The 1608-nt window shown below is 63.7% G+C and carries 1 protein-coding gene; it reads right to left on the reverse strand.

Features of this window, described 5'->3' with window-relative positions:
• Positions 1–414: 414 nt before the first annotated feature.
• Positions 415–1572, reverse strand: a complete 1158-nt coding sequence (locus tag IVA79_RS15310; RefSeq protein WP_247554052.1) for an IS110 family transposase — start codon at positions 1570–1572, stop codon at positions 415–417.
• Between the last annotated feature and the right edge of the window lie 36 nt (positions 1573–1608).

Raw genomic sequence — 1608 nt, forward strand, 5'->3', positions numbered from 1 at the left:
CCGTCATCCTTGTATGGGGAATGAGTTGTCAAGAGGGCGTCGTTTGTTGGAGGCGGTCTTGGGCGCCGAGGCGAGGAGCGGTCAAGGTTGGCCGTAGGCCACCGCCGGAGGCGGCGCGTGAGCGGCCTTGAGCGCGACGAGATCGGCGCCACAATAGCGCCCGAGCAACGCGCGCGATGACGCTGGCTGGTGCGACGTGATGCGAGGCCTGGGCCGTGAACGATAATGCGGAGAGACCGCATCACCTTGTATCCGGTCCGGCGCGAAGCACGGAACCCTGATCTTTCGTGCACGGGTGAAGGCAAAGCCCAGCAAGGACGGGACCCCTCTGAGAGAGCGGGATGTTTGCTCCCCTGGATGACGACGGTCACACGTCTGTCCTGGCTCACGTCGGTCGTCATTGCGCGCGACCGTTTACAAACTCGGGCGCAGCACGGCGCCGGTGGGAACGAGGCCGGCGGTCAGGTAGCGCCACAATGCCACCATGAGCTTGCGTGCCAAGGCGACAATGGCAATCCGGCGGATGCGGCCCTTGAGATTGCCAACGCGCTTGTTGAACCAGAGCGTCAGCTCGCTGTCAGGCTGATGGCGTCTCCACAGCCAAGCGAGTTCGATGGCGAGCTTGCGGGCGCGGTGGTTACCGGCCTTGCTGATGCCCTGCTCGCGGATACGCTGACCGCTGTCGTAAGGCGTGCCGGCGAGGCCGAAGTAGCCGCCGACCTGACGGCGGTTGTCGAAGTCACGGTAGAACGCCTCGTTGACCAATCCCTGGCTGCCGATCGGGCCGATGCTTTTGAGTTCGACGAGGAGACCGATCTTGGCCTCTGGCGAACCAGGCTGCGGGCTACGCAGCTCGGCGCGGCTTGCGGCCTCGAGCTCGGTAATCTGCCGCACCACCAGGCCCAGCCGCTCGTGCTCGCGCGTAATCTCGTCCTTAAGCCGTGTCGGCAATGGACGGCCGTCACCGGTGCGCAGGCTGGCCAGCCGTTCGACGAACGCGCGATGCAATGGATTCACATCCCGAATGCCCTGTCCGTGCAGCAGCCCCTTGATGCGGTTGGTGTGAGCCGTGCGTTCCTTGAGCAGGCGTTCGCGTTCGCGCGTAGCGCGCTTGCGGTCTTCATCTTCAACGCTCGGCACGTGGACCATGCTGCACACCCGCGGCTCGCCACGTAGATAGGCAAGGAGCGCCCGCATCAGCTTCTCCAGATCGATCCGGTCGGTCTTGGCGCGCCGGGCGCGGCGGTTCACTTCAATGCTGGAAGGATCGATCTCATGATTGATCACGCCTTGTCCGGTCAGCCATCGATGCAGCCAGTGACCGTCAAGACCGGCCTCGTAGCACGACAACACGCGCACCGGATGACCAGTCGTGGCTGCCTTCTTGCGCATGTCCGCGAGCCGCGCGGCCAACGCTGCCAAATCGCCGCCCGCGATCGTGTACCGGCTCAGTTTCTGCGAGCACGGCAACAACACACCGAGCTTCCATTTCGCTTTGCTCAGTTCAAAAGCCAGATAGACTGTGGCATACTCTGCAGCGGCGGGTGCGTCAGTGCGATCGAGCTTGATCATCTTGGTCCTCCGAGGCTGGGTGGTTGGCAATCCAAT

Source organism: Bradyrhizobium sp. 138 (assembly GCF_023074075.1).
In the GTDB taxonomy this organism is placed as follows: Bacteria; Pseudomonadota; Alphaproteobacteria; order Rhizobiales; family Xanthobacteraceae; genus Bradyrhizobium.